Raw genomic sequence first — 2,954 nt, 5'->3', positions numbered from 1 at the left:
CGTAAATTGGTGACAACTATGTTGACAAACACCGTTATTTAAAGGCAATTGCTTGTGCGGAGAAGTAGAATTTGCTTGTGACATCAAGACAAATCCTTTAAAAATTTATCAGTGCCATTGTACATTATGTAAAAAGCAAACTGGTTCAAGCTCTAATTCAGCAACCATAATTCCGATTGAAAAATTTGAGTGGATTAAAGAGGGCACGATAAAGCGCTGGCGTAAAGAAACGGGTTTTAACGCTCACTTTTGTGAAACTTGTGGAAGTCCTGTGCCAAATACGTTTGCTAATAAATTCACTTGGATACCAGCTGGTCTACTTAATCTAAATGATAAGATGTACACTATTGAAGTGGTTGCTCATTTTTGCTTAAGCACAAAGTCTAGTTGGCATATTATTGATTCAGACGCTCAACAATTTGATGCTTTACCAGAGTTTAAGACCTTGCTTAATGTTTTGGAATATGTAGGGCGTGTCCCTATTTGGATTATGAGGCTAAAAATGAGATAGATTTTTTGTCAAACACGAATAATTTCCAAGATAATATAGGCATATTAGCTAGAAATTAGACACAGTTTGGCGAAAATATAGCCATTTTTAGACCATAACTTATTTAATTTGCAAATAGGGACACGCCCTAATATAAATGTCTTAACTCATTTGTTTTCATAGTTAATACATGACTCAATTAGAGTCATCAGCGAATTTAAGGTACTATTCAATTTACAAGGTTTACTATCAAACATAAACCGCAAAAATAGTTATAAGATTCTATAATTTTAAGGTAAAAATATGACCAAACACTATGACTATATTTCTATAGGTGGCGGTAGCGGTGGCATAGCCTCTCTTAACCGTGCAGCTATGTATGGCAAAAAGTGCGCAATTATTGAAGCCAATCATCTCGGCGGCACCTGTGTGAATTTGGGCTGTGTACCCAAAAAAGTTATGTGGTACGGTGCTCAAGTAGCTGAAGCCATGCACAAATATGCGCCAGACTATGGATTTGATGTTCAAGTAAAGAACTTTGATTTTAAAAAGCTGGTAGAAACCCGTCAAAAATATATTTCTAATATCCACCGTTCCTATGAGACCAATCTTGCTAAAAACAATGTAGAAGTAATTGAAGGCTTTGCTAAGTTCGTCGATGCCAAAACAGTCGAAGTCAATGGTGAATTAATCACAGCAGACCATATATTAATTGCGACCGGCGGCAGACCTATTTTCCCTGATGTGAAAGGGGCTGAATACGGCATTGACTCTGATGGGTTTTTTGCTTTGCAACACTTACCTAAACGAGTTGCTGTCGTAGGTGCAGGGTATGTAGCTGTTGAGATAGCTGGGGTGTTACGTAGCTTGGGCTCAGAAGTTGATTTATATGTTCGTCAGCATGCTCCCCTACGCTCTTTTGACCACACTATTGTTAATGTATTGCTTGAGGAAATGGGCAAAGAAGGTATCAAATTACATACCCATACGATAATTAAAGAAGTTGTTAAAAATGAAGATGGTAGTCTGACTATAGATTTGGAAGATGGTCGCACAAATATTGTGGACTGCTTAATTTGGGCAGTGGGCCGCGAACCTACTACCGATAAAATAAATTTAGAAGTGACTGGCGTTAAGACCAATTCAATTGGCAAGATTAAAGTTGATAAGTTTCAAAATACCAACGTTGAGGGGATTTATGCCGTTGGAGATATTATTGAGAACAGCATTGACTTAACACCAGTAGCAGTAGCCGCAGGTCGCAGATTATCTGAGCGTCTATTTAATAATAAGCCAAATGAACATCTTGATTATAATTTAGTGCCTACGGTGATATTTACCCATCCCCCCATAGGTACTATTGGTGTGTCTGAAATGCAGGCTATTGAGCAGTATGGTAAGGATGCTATCAAATGCTATACTTCGAGCTTTACGCCTATGTATAGTGCTGTGACTCAACATCGTCAGAAATGCACCATGAAACTGGTGTGCCTAGGTGAAGAAGAAAAAGTAATTGGTCTACACGGCATTGGCTTTGGATTAGATGAGATGGTTCAAGGCTTTGCAGTCGCTATCAAAATGGGAGCTACTAAAGCAGACTTTGACAATACAATAGCTATTCACCCTACCGGTTCTGAAGAGTTTGTGACTATGCGTTAAGTTTTGGCAACTTGATTAACGTTCATTGCTCGATAAAACCATACAAAAGGCCACTCTATATTTAGAGTGACCTTTTAGTGTTTAGTATCTATAAAAGTTTAGCAAGCAAAAGTTCGCAAGCTTACCAATATTAAATAGTTGATTACTTTAATAAGCGAATAATAAAAGGGACTTTGAAATTTTCACCACTGAAGCATTTAATAGCCCCTAAAACGCAAAATATGAAAAAGGCCAAGCCCATGATACCCATAAACAGCATAGGTATCATCGCTAAAGGTGCAAATATAACACCAAATATAATCGCTAGAATCCAAAGTCCAATATAAGCTATCAGCATACTAATGCACATGTTTAAAGCTTCTTTTGCTTGAGATTGAATATAACTATCTTCTTTCTTAATGAGCAATAAAACTAGCGGAATGATAAAACCGGTAAACAAACAGCCTAACCAATTCAATAAACCCATATTTTTAGAATCTTGCGAAACTGTATTCATTGAATTAATTCTAGTAATAGTTCCGTCATTACTATCCAAGTTATTATCCATAGCTGAGTTATTTTTAAAATCATCTTTATTTAGGTTAGACATATTTCAAATCCTTTTTCATTTATTATTATTGTAAAGATCAATGGGCTACTGAATTAAGGACTATTTATCTTAAAATTTATTTACTTTAAAATTGATGTTATAGTCATTGTAAGTTATTAAGTTACATTTTTTAATTTGAATTTATGAATCCGTTTTTTAATTGCTTAGATTAACACACCAAGTGCAACGCTACGTAATATTAAAGAACACCTGATT

3 protein-coding genes are annotated in these 2,954 nt (G+C 35.8%); 2 read left to right on the top strand and 1 reads right to left on the bottom strand.

The genetic code is table 11. The annotated features are described in order from the left end of the window. The first annotated feature begins 52 nt into the window (after positions 1 to 52). Positions 53 to 511, top strand: a complete 459-nt coding sequence (locus tag QZ265_RS10415) for a GFA family protein (protein ID WP_296405928.1) — start codon at positions 53 to 55, stop codon at positions 509 to 511. Between the two features lie 282 nt (positions 512 to 793). Further along, positions 794 to 2,149: a glutathione-disulfide reductase gene (gorA, locus tag QZ265_RS10410; protein ID WP_296405926.1), complete on the top strand. Its 1,356-nt coding sequence runs from the start codon at positions 794 to 796 to the stop codon at positions 2,147 to 2,149. A gap of 142 nt (positions 2,150 to 2,291) precedes the next feature. Here gorA and QZ265_RS10405 read toward each other — a convergent pair whose 3' ends face one another. After that, a complete protein-coding gene (locus QZ265_RS10405) occupies positions 2,292 to 2,738 on the bottom strand; it encodes a DUF4870 domain-containing protein (protein ID WP_296405924.1) in 447 nt (148 codons plus the stop codon). Positions 2,739 to 2,954: the final 216 nt, after the last annotated feature.

Source organism: Psychrobacter sp., from assembly GCF_018260395.1.
Classification (GTDB): domain Bacteria; phylum Pseudomonadota; class Gammaproteobacteria; order Pseudomonadales; family Moraxellaceae; genus Psychrobacter.
Note: the sequence above shows the minus strand (reverse complement) of the source record. Positions and strands in the feature narration are given on the sequence as shown.

Excerpts from the sequence above, each read along its gene's own strand:
- QZ265_RS10405 (WP_296405924.1), bottom strand. The coding sequence starts at position 2,738 with ATGTCTAACCTAAATAAAGATGATTTTAAAAATAACTCAGCTATGGAT.
- gorA (WP_296405926.1), top strand. The coding sequence starts at position 794 with ATGACCAAACACTATGACTATATTTCTATAGGTGGCGGTAGCGGTGGC.